Source organism: Rhizobium etli 8C-3, assembly GCF_001908375.1.
Taxonomy (GTDB): domain Bacteria; phylum Pseudomonadota; class Alphaproteobacteria; order Rhizobiales; family Rhizobiaceae; genus Rhizobium; species Rhizobium etli_B.
In genome coordinates this window covers 372,454-394,624 of record NZ_CP017242.1, presented here as the reverse complement: position 1 = coordinate 394,624, position 22,171 = coordinate 372,454, and the positions used below count along the sequence as shown (strand labels likewise).

Sequence of the window (22,171 nt, the reverse complement as noted above, 5' to 3'; positions counted from 1 at the left end):
GTGTCTTGCTGCTGGTCCTCAAGATGATGACAATGACATCGGTAGGAGCAATGACACTGCGACAGCGGTGTTCATGCTGATGTGGCTCTGATCATCCACGTCGTTCTCGGCCGACAATGCCGCGAAGCCCCGATACGGCCTCTCATCTCGGCTGGTCTGGCGCCGGTCCGGCCTTGGCCTGCAACGGCTTCGCCGACCTTCTTCCCCTGACCGCAAGCGGCCATTCCTCGCGAAGCAACAAGCTCGGCTACCGCCGTCCTCCGCTGGCGCTGTGGTCCTTTGGATGCAGCAGGCCAACCCGTCGCCTCTTGACCGCCATCGAGGCCGCATCGGGCGGCTTCGAACAACTCTCAGGAGAAACGACAATGGCTCAGATCGGCACCTTCACCCGCGACGAAACCGGCGCCTACAACGGCACCATCAAGACCCTCACCCTCAACGTCAAGGCATCCATCAAACCCTGCGACCGCGACAACGATCGCGCCCCGGACTTCCGGGTCACAGCAACGGGTGTCGAGTTCGGAGCCGGCTGGAGCCGGACCGCCCGGGAAACGGGCGCCGAATACCTCTCGCTCAAGCTCGACGATCCGTCCTTCACGGCGCCCGTCTACGCCTCACTCGTCCAGGGCGACAAGGGCGAGCACAAGCTCATCTGGTCACGCTGACCAGCACCACGGCGCTCCGCTCAAAGCGGGGCGCCCTCATTCGATCACATAGCCCAGCGCGCGATAACCCACGCGTCGCTTTGCGGCCATCCGGGCCAGAACGGGAACGGTGCTATCGACATAATCGACGACCAAGACGTCTCTCTTACCATCATGCTGGCGATGCAGACGACCGACATACTGCGCCAGAGTTCCCTTCCAGGCGATCGGCATGGTCAGGAACAATGTGTCGAGCCGGGCGTCATCGAAGCCTTCCCCGATATAGCGCCCTATCGCAAGTATCAGGCGCTCATCATCGTCTGCGACATTCAACGCCGTGTTGGCTTGCTTGCGATCCTTCGCCGACATGCCACCGCGCAGCACCACCAGATTTTTCACGAACGGCTCGAACTTCTGCTGGAGATAATCGAGGTGATCCTTCCGCTCCGTTAGCAAGATGGGCGAACGTCTGGCCTCGAGAGATTTCAGCACGTCATCGAATATCAGGTCATTTCGGCCTTGGTCCTGCGCAAGGGCCGCATAGATCGCTGGCATTGACGGGCGCTCTGCCGAGACGAGTGACGCTGGCAACTCAAACTTCGTCGAACGGTCGCGGGCACGGTGGCGAATACCACGCTCGGCAGCTTGAACTCTTGCATCGACCCGATGGCGAACGGGGCCGCATCGCATGAAGATGATCGGATGATGACCGTCCTTTCGGGCGACCGTCGCTGACAGGCCGACGACATATCGCGCCTTGGATCTGCGAGCGACAAGTTCAAAACTTGCAGCGGACAGATGGTGGCACTCGTCGACAATCAGATGACCGTAATTGCCCACGATGTCATCGACCTCGCCATTGCGAACCAGGCTTTGGATCAGCGCCACATCGACGATCCCTGTCGGCTTCCTTTTCCCGCCACCGATGATGCCGATCTGCTTTGGGTCGATGCTCAGGAAGGAACTCAGACGCTCTACCCATTGGGTGAGAAGCTCTCTGCGGTGAACAAGAACCAGCGTGTTGCGGCTCCGATGCGCTATGAGTGCAGCTGCGACAACTGTCTTACCGAAGGCAGTCGTGGCGGCGAGCACGCCGTTATCGTTGGCGACAAGAGCATCAAAGGCCCGCGATTGTGGCCGTCGCAGTTCCCCTTGGAACGAGACGCCGGCGGGTAGAGCCTCTCCATCTTCGCGGAGATCCTCCAGAATGGCGGTCGCGCCATGGCTCTTGATGAGCTCAATTGCTTCGTCGAAGCAGCCTCGTGGCAGCGCGACATGGCGTGGATGAAGCTCGGCACAGGAGATGATCCGCGGCTTGCCGAATGTCGGCAATCGCATTGCTTGCGCACGATAAAATTCCGGGTTCTGGAATGCTGCCAGGCGCACGAACTGCGCAATCAGTGCGGACGGAAGCCCGGTCCTATCGATGTAAACCTGGTCGGCGATCACGACCTTGATACTTTGCGGGATCGCAGCCTCAATTCGCCGCGGCTCGCTCCGACGTGACGGCAACATCTTCCACGGCTCATCGGCATGTTCGTCATCGACTGGCATCCGGACGCCCAAGACCCGCCCCGACAATTCGGCTTCGTCCGCGATCCTGAAGACTTCGTCCGCCGACAACCTGGGTAAAGACGACAGGTATGCCCACTGGTCATCGTAGGGTTGCAGGCCGCCATCGACAAAAACGCTGTTTCCATTTTCGCGGGCTTTCCTTTGCAGGGGAAGCGCTATCAGATTGCCGAAGCCGCCAAGTGGCATGGTATCCTGGTTGGGAAAGAAACGGTCATAAGACGTGAAGCCGATCTCGGGGCGGTTCTCCATCGTCTCTGTGATCAGTGCGGCCCCCAGTTGCCGGGCGACCTTCGCGGGAACGGGTTCGGAGAAGAATATCCAGACATGGCCGCCGTTTCCCGACCTCGACCGTTCGAGGGCCGCGGCAATTCCTTTTGCACGACAGGTGGCGAGCAGGGCTCTAGTATCGTCCGCCCAGCTTTCTTTGTCGAAGTCAGCAGCAAGGAACCAGCATGTTTCATCTTGCAGCAATGGATATACGCCGGCAACAAAGTCGCTTGAACGGGCATCGCCGCCACGAAGGTGCTTTTCGATGATATCCTCAGAATACGGGATGAACGCCTGATGCGGGCAGTCGCCGCATTTCACCTTCGGCTTTCCGCAGATTCCTTTCGCCCACTCGTTGGAACAGGATGGCGAATAGCCGGTGCGTCCATCCTTTCTATTTTCCCATCGCACCGGAAAGACATCGGGGCGCCCGGCAAACAGCTGCCGGAATAACTCCACCTTCTCCATCGACGGTGAGCTGTTGGTAACAGGGGCATCGGCGAAGGCTGGCTTCTCGGCGGCAATCTGGCTATCGGAAATCATCTGTTGCTCAAACGCTTCCAGCTCACGCTCAAGCGCCATCCGCTCGTCATTCAGATCGGCTAACCGCCGTCGAATGCGCGCAATGTTCTCCCAAGCATCATTCTTTTCCGCCAACTTTGCAGCTTTCGCCTAAATGATCCCGCGGACCAGCATAGGCCAAAGACGTCCGTATTTTAAGACGCACTATCTATCTCAGCGGCACAGAAGGCTCCGGAATTATGCGGAGTAAAATCCACCGCAAACACCGGCAAAAGCAGGTTTCAGCGACCAACACTCCGCAAAATCCCGCTCTCTGCATAATCGACGTTGCCGGCGTAGATGCGGAAGTGCGGGCCCTTGTCGGAGGGGTTCTCGATGCGGGCGATACGGGCCTTGACGTTGAGGGCCAGCGTGCGGATCGAGCCGGAGAAGCCGTTTTCGGTGGAGGTGAAGGTGCCGATGGTAGCCATGTCCAAGTTCCTTTTGCTGTTTCGGGCCGCTCCATTGCGGCCTCGATGGCTGTCGCAAGGACCGGGGACGATCGGACCGCACCCAAGGGGCCGAAATGAAATGGAGGGCGGCCGGGAGGAACTTTGTTGCTGCGCGAGGAATGGCGGCAAAGCCGTCAGGGGAAGAAAGTTTCGGATGGCCGTTGCGGGAGGACGATCGAGGCGGAGCCGCTCTCCGGTCGGACATGCCTCATCGAGCCCGCACATGGAGCGCCGATAACGTCAGGCAAAGGGACGTGGCAATGGTTCCTATCGAGGGCCAATCGCAACGGTCGAAGGCGGTGCAGCAGCCAACCAAATCGGCAAACGCCCAGAAACTCTGGTCGGCAGCACCAGTGCTATGCGGAGATGGAGGCAGGAAATCCGTAGCTATTGTCGGAAAGCTCGGAGCTCACGGTCATGTCGAGAGAGTTGTCTGCACGACGAAAGACTTCATAGGCGAGCCGCCGCGCACGACGGCGGGTTACAGAAGCTATGACGGCACGCACAAACGGCGGCTTCGCTTCGTCATACGGGCGCGCGAGCTCGGCTTCTCGCTCAATGAAATCCGCGAACTGCTGCGCCTCATCGACGAGCGCAACCGGCCTTGTGCCGAGGCACGCGACGTCGCTGCCGTTCACCTTGCCGACGTCCGGGCGACGATCGCCGACCTGAGGGGCATGGAGCGCGTTCTCAAATCCGTCGTTGCCCAATGCGGCGACGGCACGCCCCCGGAGTGTCCGCTGATCGAGACGCTGTTCCAGGAGCGGGCTGTCAACTGATCGAGCTAGGGCGCCTATGCGGCGCCCCGGACCTCGTGCTGACGAGCAACGGTCTGCTGCACGTGCATCCAGTCGGCGATCTGCTGCGCCTTGCTCGCGGCGCTGAAGATGGCGCGCTTGTCGGAGCGCAGCACCTCGAGCCAGGAGGCGATGTAGCGGGCATGGTCGGGCCGGGGCTCGACGCTGAGGCCCAAGTCTGCGCAGATCATCGCGCTCAGGAGCTCGACGGTGCATTCCTCCATCGCATAGGCGGCCGAGCCGAACCGTCCGGAGAGATCGCGGTCGAGGCGGTGGCTGGCGCCGGAAGCGTGGCCGCATTCGTGAAGCAGCACGGCATAATAGGCGACGGCGTCACGGAAGCAGGCGAAATCGGGCATCTGCACGTTATCCGTGGACGGGCGGTAACAGGCCTGCGAGCCGCCGTGCCGAATGTCGATGCCGAGGGCGGTACAGAAGCGTTCGGCCCGCTCGATTCGCTCGACCTCGGGCAGCACCGGCATTGCGGGCGGCGTGTAGCCGTCGACCTGCGCGCAGTTGAACACGGTATAGCCGCGAGCGAACATGCGGCGGCCGGGCTCGTCGCGATCCGCGTCGCCGTCCTGGGCGTCCGCCTCGCCGCGATCGGTGGTCTTCCAGAACACGACAAGGTGACCGCGTTCGCCCTTGCGAACCTGGGCGCCTAGCGCCTGCCATTGGCGGTAGGTGCCCCAGATGCCGGCGGGATAGCCGGCCGCGTGCGCCGCAGCCCAGAGCGAGACGATGTTGACACCGCGATAAGCCTTGCTGGCGGCGACGTTGACGGGTGTGGTGATGGCCGATCCGTCGTGATGCCAGGGCATCCGGTAGTCGCCGGCGCCGGCCTCAATGGCGGCGATGATCTGGCTGGTGACGCGCTCGTAGATATCGGTCGGTGTCTGGCGGTTGTGATCAGTGGTCATGGGTACCTCCTTCAGCTCGCCCTCTCCGTCGAGGGCGAGGCGGCAGGGGCAGACGCGGGAGGCCGGCCCGTCACACCCTGTTCTCGGTGCTGGTGCGGAACAGGGTTGATGGGCTGGCAGCGTCTGCCACACCCGAGCCCTGCCTCGACGGGCGAACTGAAGGAGGCGCAGACCATGATCGCGCGCGCGGAACGGGCCGATGTCTTGCGGTGATGCAGGCATTGGGACAAATGGTCGGCTGGCAAAGCGCTGTCAGCGGGCCTTTGGCATCGGTTGCCTGCTTCAGGCAGGCGGCAGTGCCGGGATCGAAGAAGCTATCGGCCAGCACCCCGACATGCAATGTTCGCGCGAGGCTCGCGAGCATTGTGCGGAGCCGGGCACGGTCCGCAATCATCGCCGGAAGCGGGCCGAGTTCTGCCGATATGCCGTCGAGCGTCTTGGCTATGCGCGTTGCGGCGGGTCCGGACAGCTTGGCGCCGGCCTGAGGCTCATCGAAATAAGTCATCGAGTTAGCCGAGGCTGCTCTGGTTCTCGACGTCCGCACGGAAGCCGGATCGGCTGGAGCCGGCATAGCCGTCGAAGGCGGCGATGGAGACATGTTTATACTGAATCATGCCGGCGATTGTGCCGAAGGGATGCGCGACTGCGAGGTGCAGGCAATGCAGCGCGGGTGCCTTTCCGTGACGCGCAGTGAAGATGGGATGATCATGCGTCATCGCGTTCGATCGGTCGCCTACAAGGGTATGTCAAACCAAGGTGAGCCGGCCGAGTGGATTACGATCGAGCCTGTCGCCAAAGCTATCGACGTTCTGGAACGCCTGTCATTTCGGGTAGCATCTGCCCGTGGCCTCACGACGCTCTGGCCGGTTCTTATCGCAAGGCCCGTTTGCAAGGATCACCTCTCGGCCGAGATCGTTCGTCAGCTCAACCGTTTCCGCGACCATCGCAACGACCTGTTCGGCACAACGGACACACCGGCAGTTCCGAACGGACCAGGTGATCGGCCCTGGCGGATCACGACGAGGCAGTTCAGACGCACGATCGCATGGCACATTGCCAACCGTCAGGTCGCGGGAGAGCTGGAAGGCGTGGGTCTGAGCGAGCGAAAGATCGTACGACATATGAGAGGCTCCATTCGGAGCGGGCCAATTCCCGCTCGATGGCTCCTCAAAGGGGGCCTAGCGACGGGCGCGATCACCGCGAGGCGAAGCCGAAGCGGCCGCAGCTTGCTATCGGACCCTTTACGGGTTGAACGTGGAAGATCCGGCGCTGGGCCAGGACGCCATCACAGACAAGCGGGATTGACTTGCTTCGTCTGGAACGCAGATTCTGCGCACGGCTTTCACGCTTGTGCCATTCGTTTCCCGCCGCTCTCGGCAGCAAGGTCGGTTCCGTTTTAGAGCCGACGGCAAGAGCGCCTGAAGAAATCGATCGGTCGGACTCACTGAGGTCGGCTTTCTGGAGCGCCTCCTTTATCGATTTTGCCTTCAGTGCGACCAACGTACTTTGCACGCAGCTCTCGATATCAGCGACGCTTTTGCCCTCAATCGAAGCGATTTCAGCAATGGTCCTGCCTCGAGCAATCCACCGAAGGCAGGCCTTTTCGAGCGGCGGGAGCGTCCGTTCCTTCATGGCGAAAATCGCGTCCAGTTGGGCCGTTGGCGACGATGCCCCCGAGAAAAGTGGCTGCCGCCGAGACCTGTGCGACGGCAGCCAAGGTGCCCCGGGAGGAGTCTGGGAGATCAATATCTCGTCTTCAGTACTCGGAGTTATGTTATAACATCTCGCATAATAGGAATTATGGAACGGGCAGGCGATTTGAGAGCCGTTGCTTTTTACGCCCAAACCTCGTTTTCCTAGATTGTGCAAAACCTCGCCCATATAAACGAGATCATTTGTTCGTCTCCGCGAAGTCTGGAGCGGACTTCGCGCTGGAAATATAGCAGCGTAGCCCAATTGTCTGCGCAACAGTCCTCGCGGAATGAATTGAGATTTTGCGACACTCTGAGGTAATGCCGATGATTTCCAAGCGACCGGCCATCGAAGCCGACAAGCCTTTTCTCGTATGGCTAAAGGAGGTTGGTATGCGAGAATACGCCGTTGCACTCTGGGGCTCCTGGTCGCCTGATCTGGACGTGCGGAACTCTATCGATGGCTGCCAGATCATCGTCGAGGACGGCCATGATGTCGGCTGCGTTACCGTTGAGAAGCATAGTGACCACCTATGGCTCGAGGAATTATTCATAGAGCCCGCATCTCAGCGGCGAGGAATTGGTTCGAAAATTCTCTGGGGCGTTATAGCGGATGCGGAGAGCGGTGAAATTCCGCTCCGCTTGAGCGTCCTGACCAATAATCCGGCCTTGGATTTCTATCTGCGGCATGGCTTTCGAATTCATCAAGAGTCGGCAGAGAGGCAAGTAATTTGAGCCGGATTCACTTGCCCCTACTAAACAATCGGAAATCCTAGGGTAACGATCTCGGCATTTCGTAGCAATCGGTTACACGTTTCAAACGTAATATTCCCGCAGGATTTTCATCGTGCGATCAGAGCGGCTGGCTATGACAAATGAAACGCCATATCCGTTTACCCGATACCGCAGGCAAAATAGTATGGCTGCAATGCCCATCGTGTGTCACGGCAATCATCTTGGTCAGCAACTGAGATCCCAGGGGCACGACATCCGACTGATGTCCCCCGAATATGTGCGCCCCTATATCAAGGCCCCAGAAAAACGATGATCGTGATGCGGAGGGAATAGCAGAAGCAGCCACGCGGCCAACTATGCGATTCGTTGAGGTCAAGGAAGAAGAGCAGTTGGATATGCAGAACCTTCATCGCGCTCGTGATCGGGTTGTTGGAGAGCGAACTGCTCTGAACCAATTGCGGGCAATTCTCTTGGAGCGCGGGATTATCGTTCCTCAAGGCCGCCGTCATAGGCTGGAGAACTGGCTTCACTTGGCAATGAACCGATCGCAAACCTCCCGTTTGCGTCATCGATTCAGATTCATCAGCTTTTGGGAATCCCGAGAGTCAGATTCATTGAGGGTTGGTATTAGGAAGGGTGTGACCAGTAGTAAGGCCCTACATCACGGCCTGCTCCCATCTAATGGGTTACCAATGAAATCCTACCGGCGTTCGCCCATCCATTTTGTTGAAACTCTTCTTATCTGAACGGGGCTTTTTATTGCGAGGAATGAACAATGAATAAAACGGTTTACCGCGGTAAGCTCGACTATATCGTAAATGGCAAGGACGTTGTCACCAAAGAATATGAGGTAGGCGCTCATTCCCTTGCGGACGCCATTGCTGCGGTCGAGGAGTATCTGAGCGCCACTCCTCCTCCTTCACTATGGGTGCGGATATCAATGGACGGAGTCGAAATAGATTTCCGTCAGTTAGAGAGTTCAGCAACCCTGCCGCCTAAGATGGGGCCATTTCATTAGATCGTGCTGGCGCTTCCACCTCTTCTCCCTTCGGAGAACGCTGCGACATGAGAAGGGTGCAAATCGAGGGAGCGCTCCTTTCACCTATCGATGCGTACGTCCATATCGCGCTTCCGAGCAATTCGCTGCGGCGGCCGAACATCAGGGCCGGCCGATCGGCTGCCGGGTCTCCTCGTCGACGACAAATATGTCGCCTTCGTATGGTCCACCGTAAGCGGTTAGCTGACGGCGTCTGACCTGAAGTTCCAGGGCAAGAGGGCTTCGATTTCGGATGCGGGCCAGCCTTGAGCGATGCGGGTCAAGGTCTGCGAGAGCCAGTCGAGCGGATCGACGCCATTCATTTTGCAGGTTTATGCCGACCGGCGAACTATGCCGAATGCTTCTTCTGGCGTCGACGGCACACCGCACGTTCCCGGCCTGTTCGGCCGGGAACCGTTGGTTGACTCTCGGCATAGTTCTGATGCTCAGAGGGCATTCAGGAATTCCAGAAGCCGGTCGTTTGGTCGAAATCGCTCGGCCTTAGCGCGTTCGTATGGCTTCAGCTTTGCGAGTGCAGATTCTTTCAGTTCGAGGTGCGCATGAAGATAGGTCAGCGTCGTTTCCATCGCTTCGTGGCCCAACCACAGGGCAATGACCGAGCAGTCGACGCCCGCCTGCAGCAACTCCATGGCAGCGGAGTGGGTTCTGTCGCAAGCTTCTCAGCGAATTTGCAACCTGATTGATCATGGCATAGATTCTGGTTGAATATGAGCAGGCATGTCGAGTTTCCCCGATCATGATCGATTTCAAAGGAGAAAGACGTGATTTTATACGCGGTATTTTTCTACGTGAGATATGCGGTCTCCTATCGTGATCTGGAAGAGATTATGGCCGAGCGCGGCGTTGCTGTTGACCACGCGACGCTGAACAGATGGGTGGTGAAATATTCGCCCCTGATTGCCTGCCAGGCCCAGCGCCGCAAATCCGCAACCAGCAGCTCCTGGCGGATGGACGAGACCTATATCCAGGTCAAAGGCAAGTGGACCTATTTCTATCGCGCTGTCGACAAATTCGGCAAAACCCTTGATTTCATGCTGTCTGAGCACCGCGATGAGGCCGCGGCCAGCGCTTTCTTCGCCCGCACGATCAAGAGCAATGGCTGGCCCGAAAAGGTGGTCCTCGACAAGAGCGGCGCGAACCTGGCAGGATTGCAAAACATCAACCGGCTGCTGCTGTTGTATGGATGGTTCTGGCTGATCGAGATCCTGCAGGTCAAATATCTCAACAACATGATTGAGCAGGACCACCGGTTTATCAGGAAGCTGACCCGACCCATGAAAGGCTTCAAATCTTTCCGATCTGCGTCAGCGACACTGGACGGCATCGAAGTGGCCCACATGATCCGCAAGCGGCAATTTTCAACATATGGCCAATCGGCATTTCAGCAATTCGCCGCACTCGCGGCATAACTGTGTCCAGCGATAACCGTCTCTGCGACCTTTCCAAAAACTTGCAACAGAACCTGCGAAATTTGTCGTCAGCGTCTCAAGGTCGGTCGCAGCGACGGCGGCCAGCAGGGCGTCGCGGTTATGGAAATGCTTGTAGGGGGCATTGTGCGATACGCCGGCCGCATGACCGACGGCCCGCAGGACGACGGCCTGTTCGCCGCCGTCATCCAACAGGTTCGCCGCGGCCTGAATGAGCGTATCATGGGTGCTCATTTCAGGCAGTCGGGTTCTTCGTCCGGGCTGACGCCCGCCAGCGTCTTCGAATCGCGCCAGAGCGCCTGAGCCAGTTCCTCGTCGTACGACATCGTGGCGGAACGTGTCTCGCCGAGGACGCCGTCCTTCCATTGATAATAGCGCCCGGACCCGAAATCCTTCCCGGTGGCGAGATCGGCAAGCGCGTGGCCGGACTGGGTCAGATCGCCGAGGGTCAGACCCATCCGCCGCATCAGCCAACGAACCGGCGGCGATCCGATCAACGCCCGCGCCGGTCCCGGCAGATCCCTTAGCAACCCGGTTTCCGCGATGGCGCCCGGATCGTAGGCGATAGACGAAATACTGAGGCCCGCAACCTTCAGCCGCCGGTCAAGCTCGTAGGCATGTAGCACGGTACAGAGCTTCGAGGTCGTGTAGCGCGTGCCTCCAGGGAGCGGTTTGCCTCCGTCCAGTCCCGTCTTCGCCAAAGCGAACGCATCCGGCCTTACCGCGCGGCCGATAAACTTGCCGTCTGCCGTATCGGGATCGTGCGTCCCGCTGGCGGTGAACACCACGCGGCCATCCCCTTCGAGGCTATCGATCAACAGCTGCACCAGCAGGAAATGGCCGAGATAATTGGTGGCGAAAGTCAGTTCGAAACCGTCTTCGGTGTAGGTGGCGTCGCCGCGGAACGTCGCTCCGGCATTGCACAGGATTGCCTGTAGTCCGCTGATCGAGCCGCTTTCGATCATTTGGCGGCACTGCGCGGCCCCCTTGCGAACCGACACGAGAGACGAGACGTCCATTTCGACGATCGCCACCTTCACGCCCGCGCCCGAGCGGATCGACGATGCAGCCAGTTCGAGGTGCGTGGGATTTCTGCCGGCCAGAACGAGGTCGATTCCCTGTGCGGCCAGTTGCCTGACGCATTTCAAGCCGATACCGCTGTGCCCGCCGGTGATCAAAATCGTCGACATTTTCCAGCCCTGTGGTTGATGCCGTCAACAAATACAGGCGGAGGTTGACGGCGTCAACCTAGCGAGCAGTGTCTTATTGGGTGTCACTTACTATATTAGTTGGTCGACGACCGCCGTCTGGGCCGATGGCCGACTGCCATCTATGAGGGGACCCAGTTTGCCAGCGGCATCAAGGAGGTCATCGCGCGGATCCTGCGGATCGATCCCGGCCTGGTGGATGTGAGAGCCCGACGGTAGGCACAGCATCCGGCATGGGGCGGATGCTGACGGAGGGATGACCGGCGCGCGCTATGTCTCCGATCAACAGCAATCCCGCCGAGGGACTTTTCCCCCCGACTATCATGTCGACGCAGCCGCCGGGGCATATGCGAGCACCGCACGAACATCCGCGCATGCTTCGCTTTCGAATGCTCCGTGGATGAATTGGCGCACAGCCTCGGCGCTGATCCCGTCGTGTTCCGCACCGCCAATGACACGCGTGCCGATCCCCCAGATTGGCCAGCCGCTTTCATCCCGCTACCTCAATGAATGCTTGTCGAGAGGCGCGGAGCGCTTTGGCTGGGTACGACGGACACCCGAGCCAGGCTCGTTGTGAGGAGCAGACGGCGCCTTGATCGGATGGGGTGTGGTGAGCGGCATCTAACCGGCCTTGTTGACGGCGACGGTGGCCAAGCTTCGCATCGGCGCCGACGGCACGACTCGCTTCGTGACAACGCACCATGAGTTTGGCAAGGGCATGAGGACCGCGCTCGGCGCTGTGCTGCTCGATGGACTGGAAATCGACCCGGCGCGGGGGTCCTGGGGAACCTTCAGCGTGGTGCCGATCGCGGCGCTGGCAGTCGAGCGAATGCGGGCGGCGCTGTCGAACTGCTCGGTGGCAGGCAGGGGTCGGGCAACATCCATCGGCAACTCGCGGCTGTGCGCCGCCCCTATCTGAGCGTCGACGTGTCGCAACTCGGGCCCAGCCAGGAAGCCGCGGCACTCGAAAGGTTGCGCAGGGGACAGTATGCAATCACGGGCGCGGCCTTCCCCTAATTTACATCGATGAGCTACATCGCCCATTTCGTCGAGGTCCGGGTGGAACCGACCACAAGTGCGAGCGACGATCGTCGTGTGTCCGGGCCGAGACTGGCAGCGAACACGAAGAAGTGTTGCACCGCTGCAGTAATAGGCAGAGTTTTCATAGTAATAGTCATGGTCGGAAATCCCTGAAGCTATAATCGTACCCGTAGCAATCATGGAGGCTAGACATGCGACCGACGTCCGACGATCAAGACGGCCCTTTGAGATTGGCCGCCCAAGATTCTGAGTTTTCTCGGCGTCGATTTTTGCAACTGTCAGCAATCGGTGCGTCTGCCGGTTTAGTCTCAGGTCCCGTATTCGGTGAGGACAGCGGTCAGCTGCCGGCTGACACTTCGGCTTGGACCGCTGCCAATATTCCTGACCAGCGCGGGCGCAGGGTATTGGTGACGGGTGGGAATGGTTACCCACAGGAAGACCGAAGCGGTCTGGGGTATCACGTTGCGCTCGGTCTGGCCCGTGCCGGCGCCGACGTGACGATTGCATCACGCAACAGGGAGCTGGGCGAGGAAGCGGTGCGCAGGATCGGCGCGGCTGTGCCCGGCGCCGCCATCCACTTTGAAACGCTCGATCTCGCGAACCTCGCATCGGTCAGGCAGTTTGCGGACAGCATGAGCGCGCCTGGCCAGAGCCTCGACCTCCTGGTCAACAATGCTGGCGTCATGGGGCGCCTGAGCAGAGAGGCGAGCATCGACGGGTTCGAACGGGTTTTTGCCACCAACACGCTTGGACACTTCACGCTGACCGCCTTGCTGCTGCCGATGTTGCAGAAGGGACGCGATCCGCGGATCGTCTGGGTTGGCAGCTCGCGCATGTCCGCCGCTATTCCGTTCGACGACCTACAGCAGGAACAGAAGTACGATTACGCTGCAGCATACGACAATACCAAGCTCGCTAATCTCACGCTGGCCTTGGATATCGAGCGTCGAAGCAAGTCGGCTGGTTGGGGCGTTGCGAGCCTCGCCGCACATCCGGGTGTCGCGCGAACCAGCCTCATCCCGAACGGACCCGGCCTTAACAGCCGCGAAGGCGAGCGCTTCAGGACGATGGGTGAGATGTTCCAGCCGGCGGAGCGGGGCGCACTTTCTTTGCTTTATGCGGCGACGTCACCGCAGGCCGTTGGTGGGGGCTATTACGGCCCTAAGGAAGGGGTTAAAGGTCCGCCGGCAGAAGCGCCGGTTCCGCCCGCCGCCCAGGACCGTCAGGCGGCGACCACGCTGTGGACCACATTGGAGCTACTGGGAAAAGTCTCGTTCGGCTAGGCCGGCAAACGCGAAGAGAGCTTTACCTCGCCCCGCCCATCAGATCTGCCGCGTGAGAGCGCGTGGGATGTAAAATCGGTGAAGTAGACCCACCATCCTTGGTAAGCGATGCATACACCCCATCTGGTGATGGCAGGTCAACGGGTTTATCCGTGACAGAGCGATCCAGGAATTAGCTCGGGTGTGAACTTCTATGTCTGCTACTGTGTCTGATCATAGAACCTTCCATATGATTGAGGCCGTCGCCGGCCCATTGGAAGGAGCTCCGCGACAAGTGCGGCGACATTGGTCGAATGACTTCAAGGCACAGGCTGTGGCCGAGACGGTGCAGCCTGGAGCGAGCGTCTCGGCAGTAGCACGGCGACTTGGTGTTGATCCGTCACAGTTGTTCACGTGGCGTCGCATTGCCCGGCAGAAAGCCATGTCTTTGCCGTCGAAAGCCGAGAAGGGGCAGCAAGCTGCCCAAGCATTCCCATCTTCCGCAGTCGACATCATCATCGGTGATGCGGTAATCCGCACGGGTGCCGAGATCGATGAGGCTCATCTTGCTCGGGTGATCCGTGCGGTGCGCTCCGCATGATCCCGGCCGGTGCGAAGGTGTTTCTGGCAAGCCACCCCGTGGACTTTCGCAAAGGTCCAGATAGCCTTCTGTCGCTGGTGCGCGATGCCGGTAATGATCCGTTCAACGGCTCGCTTTATGTCTTCCGTGCAAAAAGAGCAGACAGAATTAAGATCGCCTGGTGGGATGGTTCCGGTGTTTGCCTGTATTCGAAGCGGCTGGAAAAAAATCAGTTCGTTTGGCCGAAGATCGGCCATGCCAGGGTGCAGCTCAACCACGCACAATTGATGGCGTTGATCGACGGCATGGACTGGAAACGCGTCCGTACCGTTGCTGTGAAACGGCCGGAACTTGTTGGGTAAAAGCCCTGCGGCAGAGTGAATCAGGCGGCTAAAACTGCGGGAAATCGTCGGCAAAATGTGCTCTATTTGCAGGCATGACACCAGCCGATCTGCAGCTTCCCGATGACGTTGATGCGCTGAAAGCCATGATCCTGGCGATGGCTGAGAAGGCTGCGCGCGCGGACGCTCTGGAGAGTGAAGTCGCTGATCTCAAGGCTCGCAATGCGGACGCCGACGAGCAGATCGCCAAGCTGAAGCAGGTCCTCAAAGCCTTCGACCGTTACCGCTATGGAAGACGCTCGGAGAAGCAGAGCAAGAACATCGACGCGGATCTCGACGAGCAGGGTGCGTTTGTCTTCGAGGAGATCGAGACCGGCATTGCCGCCATCCAGGCATTAGTCGAAAAAGGAAGAGGTGCAGGCGCTGCGAAACGTGCGCCGCGTCCACGCAAGGGCTTCCCGCCGCATCTGGAACGTATCCATGTGGTGATCGAGCCGGACGAGCTTCCTGAGCATGCCGGCAAACCGAAGATCCTGATCGGTGAAGATACCTCCGAGCGGCTGGATGTCATCCCACCGAAGTTCCGGGTGATCGTCACCCACCGTCCGAAGTATGCCTTCAAAGACGAGGACGGGGTCATCCAGGCCTTGGCACCGGCGCACATCGTCGAGAGCGGCATCCCAACGGAAGCGCTGCTCGCCTATATCGCGGTCTCGAAATACGGCGATGGCTTGCCGCTTTATCGGCAGGAGGCAATCTTCCTGCGCGACCATGTCGAAGTCGATCGCGGCATCATGGCACGGTGGATGGGCAAGCTCGGGTTCGAGCTCGAGATCCTTGCGGACTACACCTTCAACCAGATCAAACAAGGCGAGCGAATATTCGCCGACGAAACGACATTGCCGACGCTGGTGCCAGGATCGGGATCGGCCAAAACCGCGTATCTATGGGCGTATGCCAGGGACGATCGGCCATTCGGCGGAAGTGGTCCGCCGATGGTGGCCTATCGTTTTGAAGACAGTCGATCCGGCGATTGTGTCGCTCGGCATCTCGACGGCTATCGTGGCATCCTGCAGATAGATGGCTACACTGCTTACAACCGCGTCGCCCGACCTGACCGGGGAAACGACGGCGCGCTATTGGCTGGGTGTTGGGCGCACAGTCGCCGCCGGTTTTACGAACTCCATACGAGCGACAGTTCCAAAGTGGCAACGGCGACGATCGAAAAGATGGGCGCGCTGTGGGCGATCGAGGAAAAGGTGCGTGGACAAAGCCCTGATCGGCGTGTTGCCGCCCGCCAGGAGGCGTCCATGGTCGTGGTTGCCGATCTCTACAAGCTGTGGCAAGACACGCTGCCTCGCATCTCTGGGAAATCCAAGCTCGCCGAGGCCATCCGCTACGCCATCAACCGGCGTGAAGCCTTCGAACAGTTCCTTCACGATGGACGGATCGAGATAGACTCCAACATCGTTGAACGGGCTATCAGACCCCAAGCAATCGTTCGGAAAAATAGTCTATTCGCGGGTAACGCCGGCGGCGGCCGGACGTGGGCGACCATCTCAACCCTTATTCAGTCCGCCAAAATGAACGATGTTGATCCGCTCGCTTGGCTAACGCAAACACTCCAACGCATTGCGGCCGGATGGCCGGCCAGCGATATCGACGCTCTCATGCCCTGGAACTTTCAAAAGTAACGGTCTCAGTTCACCGCTTACCATCCTTGTGAAGAATCAGGTGATAAAACAGGAAGCCATTATTTCAAGAGAACTATAGTCTGAACTGCGGAGCGAACTCAACGCACCGCAGTTTGTGATGGCGGCTTACGTTTCCCGCCTGTATGGTAGATCACCAGGGCTCGACCTCTTCCCGTCCGAGGAAACCACCTGTTACGCCAGGCTTTGGAAGCAGCGCCGCCAGGACTGAAGCTTCGGCTCCTTCCTCTACGGTTTGCGCTCGCTCGCCCCCGCCGTTAAGATCTGTTGCGGGGGTGAAGCCCGGCGCCACCGAGTCACCTTGATGCCGCTGTCCGCCAGCTCCTTCGCCAAAAGAACGGTTGCCATGTTGAGAGCCGCCTTCGACCTGTTATAGCCGATCATCTGAACGCCCGCGAATTCCCAGGCGGGATCGCTGTTTCTCGTCAGGGAGCCAAGCCCGCTCAAAACGTTGACGATCCGCGCCGAGCGCGCCTTCTTGAGGAGTGGCAGCAGGGCCTGAGTGACTTCCAGCGCGCCGAAGAAGTTGACTTCGAAGAGGCGGCGGACCTCAGAAAGATCCGCTTTGCCCACCGGGCCGTCTAACGGTGATCCCGTGCCGGCGTTGTTCACAAGAGTATCGAGTTTGCCGAAGCTGCTTTCGATTTGGTGCGCACTGGCACGGATCGTTGTGCGGTCCGTGACGTCCAGTTGAAGGAAGCGGGCATCAATAGCCTCTGCTTGCAGCCGGCCAGTCGCTGCCTCGCCAAGGGAGCCATTGCGGTGCACTCAGCAGTACGATATATCCCTGGTGGCCGATCCCCTTGTTGGCTCCAGTGATCAAGGCAACGCCTTTTGTTGAATCGGTCATAGAGTTTCCTTACCGAGATAATTGGCCTCTTCGATTGACGGGGAGGCATAGGGTTGGCTGGCCAACTGCTGTCATCGGACCGGGACCAGCAAAGTAATTGTAAGGTCGTTCATGGGATTCTTATTGAGGTTTCAGCGCTTACTTAACTACCTTCGTCCGGAATGTTTAGAACTTGTCCGCAGGCTTTACAATGTACTGCGTCAGCATCGTGTCGTAGAAGTCCACATTCGTCACAGGAGAAGGAAACCTTACTGGGTCGGACTACGGCTTGTGCAAGTCGAACAAAAAGCGAAACACCTAGTATCATCGCTACGATCGAAGTTAATTTCCCCAGTGTCCCTGGTAGAGTGATGTCGCCAAATCCGGTGGTAGTTACAGTCGCGACGGTAAAATACAATGCATTTATAAACCCGCCAGCCCCCGTTTGATAAAAGAATGTTGTATATACAAATCCGGTGGTTAGAAATAGAAGCGTAAGTAGGTTTATACAAGCTCGTATAACGTCTTCCCGGGCGTTCAAACCAAAATGATATATCATCAGCTTAAATACATTGCTCTGGCTTAACGACCAAATACGAAATGCCCGAAGGAAGGCGAAGCTGGAGAAGGTTTCCGGGAAAAGGAGCGTCGAAAGAACGAGAACATCCACCCACGTTGTCGGACGTACTATCCAAGCGCGAACAGTCGACGAAATTGAAGCGCGTATGATGAGGTCTAATGCCAGTAAAACTGCTAGAATGTAGTCAAAAAGCATATAGCTGGGGTTGCTGATGTAGGGCCCAACAATAAAAAAGAATATGATCGACAAATCGATAAGGCCCAAGACGCACTGGAAACGAACTGCGCGGGGACTGGCGCCAAGATAAAGCGACCTTAGGCGACATCTGAGAGCGCCGATTGAGCGCCAGATAGAATTTTCGTGGCTCCAAAAATACCTGCCGTCTGTAGCTTTTGGTCTAGCGGGGAGATCAGCGCACACGACCCGTCCCCATCTCAAGGAAAGAAGACGGGTTACGCCAGAACATCAGCTTCCACCGCCGCTGATACAAACTCATCGCGCCCCCGGGTGGTAACGCCGCATTCGCCTGATGCCTCGATGCATGCCTTCTTAGCAGCAAGATATCTGATACCCCTTTCGGGGGGCCAGCGAAATTCGAGTGCTTGTAAAGCCTTCTCAGGTCCATCAATTAGTTCAATACTCCCGTACCCTATCCGCATGTACACGGGGTTGCACCCCCAACTCACAGCATCGTTCTTGCCTATAAGACGCCCTATCGGCCTCATGCCTTTAGGAGGCTTCTCCCAGCTAACCGACAAACTATTACCTCCTGGCAATTTGCTATTATCATCGTCGGAAATTTAATAATATTATCGAGATTTTTCTACGAAAATTCGCCCAAAGGGAGTTTCATTTGCAATCTTCATTACCCTATCTAGGGCACGTCCTGCTTAATCCGGTTCATATCCAGCGGCCTTGAAGTAGTTGGCATATTCGGCTGGCGAGGACTGGTCGAGAACGGTGGCGACTCGCCCCACAAAGCTTTGATAGTTCGCCCGGCCTTGGCTCGCAGAAGCGCCTTGAGTTCGAGAAAGCGATTTCGATGGGGTTGAAGTCTGGACCGCACCGCTCGATTGTATCCCGAACGCCGGCGATCTTGTGGGGCTGGCAAATTGTCCGTCACGACGATGTCACCCGATGCCAATGCTTCCTTGTAGGCCTTCGAGCCATCAAGCTTTGGTAGGAAAGCATCCCATTTGGCCCCCATGAGGTTGGGATCGAGCAGCACTTTCTCGTACTGTTCGTTAACGACCTGATGGTACCGCGCCATCCAAACATGTGATTGTTGGCCACGTTGAAGATTGTCGGCACATTGAACAGGGGTTTGCCGTCCACCTTCCCAGTGGGCCGAGGCGTCCGCATCGTGCCACCAGCCGCCGGATCATGGCAGCTGGCGCATGACATTTGGTTGTCGGATGAGAGTATGGGGTCGAAGAACAGGCTCTGTCCAAGTGCCACTTTGCCCGCATCGAGACGATCGATTTCAGGCAACGGCGCAACGGGTTCGTTGCGATCAAAACCAAGCGAAGGTTCAGACAGAGCAAAACACAGTCCCATCGCCACAGCAAGGGAACGGCGGGACGGCTTCATTGTAGCCGCACCCGCGCCCCTTCGACATTGACATCGGCATCGAAAATATAACCGGCGCCGCGTTCCGTGCGAATGTATTTCGGGCTGGATACGCTCTGTTCCAGCTTGCGTCTCAACCGCAGGATCAACACATCGACGCTCCGATCATAGATCTCCTGGTCATAGATGCGCGTCGCCAGAAGCAGCTGCTCGCGCGAGAGGATCTGCCGCGGCGCGTTGAGGAATGCCATCAGCAGATTGAATTCGCCGGCCGTCAGCTTGATGTTTTCGCCGGACGGATCGGTCAGGCGACGATGCCGCGTGTTCACGCGCCAGCCGTCGAACGTGAAGATCTTGTTGGGTGCGGATCCCTTCCGCTCGGGCTTCTCGCGCATCGCGACCTTGACGCGAGCCAAAAACTCCGTAAGGCCGAAAGGCTTGGTGATGTAGTCGCTAGCACCGAGCTCGAAACCGATCACCTTGTCCGTTTCGTCAAGGCGATCGCCACTGATGATGATGATGGGAATATCCGATTTGCTGCTGAGGTTACGCACGATCTGCAGACCGTCCTCCTGGCCAAGGTTCAGATCGACGATGACCAGATCGGCTTCTTCCGCCGACATCTGCCGCGTCAGCTGGCGGCTGTTTTCAACCGCTTTCGCTTGGAAAGCATTCTGCGAGAGATAGTCGACCAGCAAATTTCTCATCGAGCTGTCATCGTCAACAACAAGGATGTTCTTCATGGCTAACTCCTTAAACATGCGCAGATTTGACTGCAGGGAGACAGCTGGGAGGTTATGGAGTGACCCGATGTGCGGCAACGTTCATGCGGCGCATGGCGCGATAACGTAAACGAATGATGATCATGCGCACGAAGCGTAAAAACCCCACAGAATCGATAACCTCAACGTATGACTGTGAAAATTGCTAGGGCTACTACTAAGCACCGCCAAAGGGCGTCTCCCAGGCAAGACGATGAGATTTCAATTGTAAGACCTAAACGCCTGCAATTTCCTCGACAAGGCTTACAAGTTACGATCCATGCCAACGTCTGAAAGGCATTCTGAGTCCCCCAATTGCTCCCGTGGTGACTCGAATACTGCCGGCCCCCGACCGTACCGCGACTGCGGGAATTTGACCGGTGACGGCCGTGTCGCCAGGGCGGACAGCGGTCTGGACTGGCGGGAAGATGAATGTCCGGTGTGTATCAGTTGTGTGGGAAACGGCGGACACGAAAACTTACAGCTTCGTTTTCCGATCCAGGCCAGTTTATCGGTATCGAGATACCGTTGGCGAGTGGCGTATTGCGGCGAAGCTATCCGAATTCCTCATTGCCGTCGTGGCGATACACCTTGTCGACTACGGTCAAGACAGTTCCATGGGGTGTATCTCCAACTGGCTGTTCGACAATATAGTGGAGGGATTCAAATGCGCGATCGTCGGGCCGGCAGGCAGGCAGCGGTATCACGCCGATGATCTCGATGTTTCACTGGCTGGTCGATACGGGGTTGGACGCCGATGTTGTGTTCATTACCAATGTGCGCACGCCAGACGATATCATCTCCCGTCAGGAGCTTCTGCATATAAGCGCGCGGCTGTCCAGCAAGCTGAAGCTGGCGATCGTGCCCGCTGCTGCATCGCCGGCTCGACCGTGGCACGGACCGACAGGCAAGCTCTACGAGATGCTCGTGAGGACTTTCGCTCGCGATTTCAACGAGCGGGAAACTGTCTGTGGGCTGCCGGGCTACACGGCGGTTGCTAAGGCCCTGCTGGCGGATATGGGTTCCCCATGGAGAAATATAACGATGAAAGCTTTGGCGGCGCACCGCCGGCTGCGTCCCCACCCGCAGCAACCAAAGGTTCATCGGCAGCTATCGCGGCGGCACCATCTGTGGCCATAGGCACCCCGCTCCCGAAAGCCCGAAGGGGCTGCGTCTCCGGGGCAGTCGAGGCCTGCGGCAACCAGACCTTTCGCCGTCATTGTCGCGTGTTGTCGCAAATTTCACGGCTTCCCCACAGCGCAAGTGTCACTTCGGGACGGCTTTGCGCTCACCGGCGTCGCCAATCCCCTGCCCCGCGCGCGTCGTGCCCGCAGCGGCGACCTCTCGCGCCGTATGTCAGCTGACCGGAATTGATGAGATTCTGCTGTGGTTTCCTGGTCATAGATCGGCACGGCGGCCCCCCGAATTCCGGCACCACGATTGTCAACGCGGGACGTCGGAAGCGTTTCGATTGGATCGAGAGTTCGTGCTGTTGCGGTAACGACAATCTGGCCCAATTCTCAAGGAGCCGCAGGCGAAGCTTTGCGTACCGGCGATAACAGCAATGACAAAACCGACCCGACATGTATTCCGGCGGTATCCTTCTCCATTGCCCATCGACTGAGTATCTCCCCTCCCCTGCGCGCTGCCCAATAATCGCCGAGAACACTGACCCAGCGGGTGTCGCAGCTGAACAGCGCCATACGGTGTCGCTCACACCAAAAGGAAAACGGGAACGACCAGGTTCTGAGCCGTGGCGGTCGTTGCATGCCGTGCGAGCATGCAGGGCAAATCTCTCCTGCTTTCCACCGAAGCAGGCTGCGATAGCGCGATGGCAAAGCATGAAAAATCATAGCGAATAGACGTTCCACCGAATTGCTTGTCGCCACGGCGATGTACTCCAGATCGCGCGGCACGGGTTCCCTCTCCAGCTCCAGCGCGGGTCGATCCCAGCCGACATGCGCTTGCAGCTCATCCAGGGAAACAGGATAGACGTCGGCGACCCGCTCCAGCCAGGAGCTCAACCGCTCTTCTGGCAAGGGCGGTGGCACGATCGGGAGCGGCGCCCGCCCCTCCCCCCCTCTCATGGCTCAGGCCGTAGCGAAGGGTGGCTGTGTAGCAACGCGGTGGAAGCGACAGGCCTTCCGTCAGGCAGAGGCGAG

Annotated in this window: 21 protein-coding genes and 8 pseudogenes; 14 read left to right on the top strand and 15 right to left on the bottom strand. The window is 58.5% G+C overall.

Annotated elements, in window-relative coordinates; all coding sequences use genetic code 11:
• Nucleotides 1-365: 365 nt before the first annotated feature.
• Nucleotides 366-665 (top strand): DUF736 domain-containing protein, encoded by a 300-nt coding sequence (locus AM571_RS22345; protein ID WP_024318408.1) that lies wholly within the window; start codon nt 366-368, stop codon nt 663-665.
• A gap of 36 nt (nt 666-701) precedes the next feature.
• Here AM571_RS22345 and AM571_RS22340 read toward each other — a convergent pair whose 3' ends face one another.
• Both AM571_RS22340 and AM571_RS22335 read right to left on the bottom strand, forming a co-directional pair.
• The gene (locus AM571_RS22340) at nt 702-3,068 is read right to left on the bottom strand and encodes a TOTE conflict system archaeo-eukaryotic primase domain-containing protein (RefSeq protein WP_420493385.1); all 2,367 of its coding nucleotides are present in this window, start codon (nt 3,066-3,068) and stop codon (nt 702-704) included.
• A gap of 233 nt (nt 3,069-3,301) precedes the next feature.
• Nucleotides 3,302-3,478 (bottom strand): annotated as a pseudogene (locus tag AM571_RS22335) (DUF736 family protein); the annotation flags it as partial.
• A gap of 281 nt (nt 3,479-3,759) precedes the next feature.
• On the opposite strand from AM571_RS22335, the gene AM571_RS22325 reads away from it, so the two are divergent.
• A complete protein-coding gene (locus AM571_RS22325) occupies nt 3,760-4,278 on the top strand; it encodes a MerR family DNA-binding protein (protein WP_237358582.1) in 519 nt (172 codons plus the stop codon).
• 14 nt (nt 4,279-4,292) lie between these two features.
• Here AM571_RS22325 and AM571_RS22320 read toward each other — a convergent pair whose 3' ends face one another.
• Both AM571_RS22320 and AM571_RS22315 read right to left on the bottom strand, forming a co-directional pair.
• Nucleotides 4,293-5,216, bottom strand: coding sequence for an ArdC family protein (locus AM571_RS22320; RefSeq protein WP_074063644.1), 924 nt, complete (start codon nt 5,214-5,216; stop codon nt 4,293-4,295).
• Nucleotides 5,217-5,409: 193 nt separating this feature from the next.
• Nucleotides 5,410-5,851 (bottom strand): annotated as a pseudogene (locus AM571_RS22315) (integrase); the annotation flags it as partial.
• Between AM571_RS22315 and AM571_RS37570 the strand changes: the two are divergent.
• The 4 genes and pseudogenes from AM571_RS37570 to AM571_RS22290 all read left to right on the top strand — a co-directional run.
• Nucleotides 5,849-6,280: pseudogene (locus AM571_RS37570) on the top strand (integrase); the annotation flags it as partial. The pseudogenes AM571_RS22315 and AM571_RS37570 overlap by 3 nt on opposite strands.
• 954 nt (nt 6,281-7,234) lie before the next feature.
• Nucleotides 7,235-7,642, top strand: a complete 408-nt coding sequence (locus tag AM571_RS22300; RefSeq protein ID WP_196776348.1) for a GNAT family N-acetyltransferase — start codon at nt 7,235-7,237, stop codon at nt 7,640-7,642.
• A gap of 184 nt (nt 7,643-7,826) precedes the next feature.
• Nucleotides 7,827-8,148: pseudogene (locus AM571_RS22295) on the top strand (IS110 family transposase); the annotation flags it as partial.
• A 269-nt stretch (nt 8,149-8,417) separates the two neighbouring features.
• Nucleotides 8,418-8,660 carry a hypothetical protein gene (locus AM571_RS22290; RefSeq protein WP_074063641.1) on the top strand — a complete coding sequence of 81 codons (243 nt, stop codon included), beginning with the start codon at nt 8,418-8,420 and terminating at the stop codon, nt 8,658-8,660.
• A gap of 218 nt (nt 8,661-8,878) precedes the next feature.
• Here the strand turns inward: AM571_RS22290 and AM571_RS22285 are convergent.
• Both AM571_RS22285 and AM571_RS22280 read right to left on the bottom strand, forming a co-directional pair.
• A pseudogene (locus AM571_RS22285) lies at nt 8,879-9,010 on the bottom strand (transposase domain-containing protein); the annotation flags it as partial.
• Between the two features lie 114 nt (nt 9,011-9,124).
• Nucleotides 9,125-9,340, bottom strand: a pseudogene (locus AM571_RS22280) (integrase); the annotation flags it as partial.
• Between the two features lie 102 nt (nt 9,341-9,442).
• Between AM571_RS22280 and AM571_RS22275 the strand changes: the two are divergent.
• Complete coding sequence (locus tag AM571_RS22275; RefSeq protein WP_155774524.1) at nt 9,443-10,108, top strand: IS6 family transposase; 666 nt, start codon at nt 9,443-9,445, stop codon at nt 10,106-10,108.
• Here AM571_RS22275 and AM571_RS38210 read toward each other — a convergent pair.
• Both AM571_RS38210 and AM571_RS22265 read right to left on the bottom strand, forming a co-directional pair.
• Nucleotides 10,058-10,360: a TetR/AcrR family transcriptional regulator gene (locus AM571_RS38210; RefSeq protein WP_074063640.1), complete on the bottom strand. Its 303-nt coding sequence runs from the start codon at nt 10,358-10,360 to the stop codon at nt 10,058-10,060. The genes AM571_RS22275 and AM571_RS38210 overlap by 51 nt on opposite strands.
• Nucleotides 10,357-11,316 carry an SDR family NAD(P)-dependent oxidoreductase gene (locus AM571_RS22265; RefSeq protein ID WP_081377189.1) on the bottom strand — a complete coding sequence of 320 codons (960 nt, stop codon included), beginning with the start codon at nt 11,314-11,316 and terminating at the stop codon, nt 10,357-10,359. The genes AM571_RS38210 and AM571_RS22265 overlap by 4 nt, the downstream gene beginning before the upstream one ends.
• A gap of 664 nt (nt 11,317-11,980) precedes the next feature.
• On the opposite strand from AM571_RS22265, the gene AM571_RS22260 reads away from it, so the two are divergent.
• The 6 genes and pseudogenes from AM571_RS22260 to tnpC all read left to right on the top strand — a co-directional run bounded on the left by AM571_RS22260 (nt 11,981) and on the right by tnpC (nt 16,252).
• Nucleotides 11,981-12,253, top strand: a complete 273-nt coding sequence (locus AM571_RS22260; RefSeq protein WP_155774523.1) for a hypothetical protein — start codon at nt 11,981-11,983, stop codon at nt 12,251-12,253.
• Nucleotides 12,254-12,566: 313 nt separating this feature from the next.
• Nucleotides 12,567-13,658, top strand: coding sequence for an SDR family NAD(P)-dependent oxidoreductase (locus AM571_RS22255; RefSeq protein ID WP_074063637.1), 1,092 nt, complete (start codon nt 12,567-12,569; stop codon nt 13,656-13,658).
• A 193-nt stretch (nt 13,659-13,851) separates the two neighbouring features.
• Nucleotides 13,852-14,037: pseudogene (locus AM571_RS38465) on the top strand (transposase); the annotation flags it as partial.
• Nucleotides 14,038-14,079: 42 nt separating this feature from the next.
• Entirely contained in the window at nt 14,080-14,238 is a 159-nt protein-coding gene (locus AM571_RS38460) for a hypothetical protein (RefSeq protein WP_237358504.1), read from the top strand.
• On the top strand, nt 14,235-14,579 hold the full coding sequence (tnpB, locus tag AM571_RS22245; protein WP_074062277.1) for an IS66 family insertion sequence element accessory protein TnpB: 345 nt from the start codon (nt 14,235-14,237) through the stop codon (nt 14,577-14,579). Before AM571_RS38460 ends, tnpB begins: the two co-directional genes overlap by 4 nt.
• A 74-nt stretch (nt 14,580-14,653) precedes the next feature.
• A complete protein-coding gene (tnpC, locus tag AM571_RS22240) occupies nt 14,654-16,252 on the top strand; it encodes an IS66 family transposase (protein WP_074062276.1) in 1,599 nt (532 codons plus the stop codon).
• A 246-nt stretch (nt 16,253-16,498) separates the two neighbouring features.
• On the opposite strand, the gene AM571_RS22235 is transcribed toward tnpC, so the two are convergent.
• The 6 genes and pseudogenes from AM571_RS22235 to AM571_RS22215 all read right to left on the bottom strand — a co-directional run bounded on the left by AM571_RS22235 (nt 16,499) and on the right by AM571_RS22215 (nt 19,991).
• On the bottom strand, nt 16,499-17,038 hold the full coding sequence (locus AM571_RS22235) for an SDR family NAD(P)-dependent oxidoreductase (RefSeq protein ID WP_237358581.1): 540 nt from the start codon (nt 17,036-17,038) through the stop codon (nt 16,499-16,501).
• A 224-nt stretch (nt 17,039-17,262) separates the two neighbouring features.
• Nucleotides 17,263-18,030, bottom strand: a complete 768-nt coding sequence (locus AM571_RS22230; RefSeq protein WP_074063707.1) for a potassium channel family protein — start codon at nt 18,028-18,030, stop codon at nt 17,263-17,265.
• A gap of 101 nt (nt 18,031-18,131) precedes the next feature.
• Complete coding sequence (locus AM571_RS22225; protein ID WP_237358600.1) at nt 18,132-18,338, bottom strand: DUF982 domain-containing protein; 207 nt, start codon at nt 18,336-18,338, stop codon at nt 18,132-18,134.
• A gap of 231 nt (nt 18,339-18,569) precedes the next feature.
• A pseudogene (locus AM571_RS36505) lies at nt 18,570-18,823 on the bottom strand (IS630 family transposase); the annotation flags it as partial.
• A complete protein-coding gene (locus AM571_RS38455; protein WP_420493389.1) occupies nt 18,799-19,083 on the bottom strand; it encodes a cytochrome c peroxidase in 285 nt (94 codons plus the stop codon). The pseudogene AM571_RS36505 and the gene AM571_RS38455, both read right to left, overlap by 25 nt.
• A gap of 182 nt (nt 19,084-19,265) precedes the next feature.
• A complete protein-coding gene (locus tag AM571_RS22215) occupies nt 19,266-19,991 on the bottom strand; it encodes a response regulator (protein WP_074063572.1) in 726 nt (241 codons plus the stop codon).
• A 720-nt stretch (nt 19,992-20,711) separates the two neighbouring features.
• Between AM571_RS22215 and AM571_RS22210 the strand changes: the two genes are divergently transcribed.
• A complete protein-coding gene (locus tag AM571_RS22210) occupies nt 20,712-21,149 on the top strand; it encodes a hypothetical protein (protein WP_257788702.1) in 438 nt (145 codons plus the stop codon).
• A 380-nt stretch (nt 21,150-21,529) separates the two neighbouring features.
• Here AM571_RS22210 and AM571_RS22205 read toward each other — a convergent pair whose 3' ends face one another.
• Nucleotides 21,530-22,096 (bottom strand): TniQ family protein, encoded by a 567-nt coding sequence (locus AM571_RS22205; RefSeq protein WP_074063633.1) that lies wholly within the window; start codon nt 22,094-22,096, stop codon nt 21,530-21,532.
• Between the last annotated feature and the right edge of the window lie 75 nt (nt 22,097-22,171).